Genomic DNA, 423 nt, shown 5'->3' on the forward strand with positions numbered 1-423 from the left:
CTGCAAGCCGCGGACGGCCCGGCGCTCCGGGCGCTGGCGGGGCGCTTCGCCGTGGTGGAGGGCCGGATCGGCCATGTCGGCGAGCGGAGCGCCCGCACCTATCTCGACTTCGTGGCCCGCGGCGCGGACGGGCTCACGGTCATGGTACCGAAACGCACTTGGCGAATGATGCGTGCCCGTGGTTTGAGTGCGGCATCGCTCGAAGGCCGGCGCGTGCGGGTCCGCGGCATCCTGGAGGTCTGGCGCGGCCCGACCCTGGAGGCTACCGCCGACGCCATCGAGGTTCTGGGCGAACCGGACCGGCGCGAGGCCGAGCCGGTGGAGGAACGGGAGCTGCGGCGCTGATCGCGATGGGCGGGATCACGGAGCGATTTCGGGTGGCGGGGCGGCGCCTGCGCGGCGTCGCGACGGCCTGTGCCGGCT

At 74.2% G+C, this 423-nt stretch carries 1 pseudogene; it reads left to right on the plus strand.

Going from position 1 to position 423, the window contains the following annotated elements:
* Positions 1–345: pseudogene (locus FV228_RS32775) on the plus strand (pentapeptide repeat-containing protein); the annotation flags it as partial.
* Positions 346–423: the final 78 nt, after the last annotated feature.

It is taken from the genome of Methylobacterium sp. WL18, from assembly GCF_008040015.1.
GTDB classification, from domain to species: domain Bacteria; phylum Pseudomonadota; class Alphaproteobacteria; order Rhizobiales; family Beijerinckiaceae; genus Methylobacterium; species Methylobacterium mesophilicum.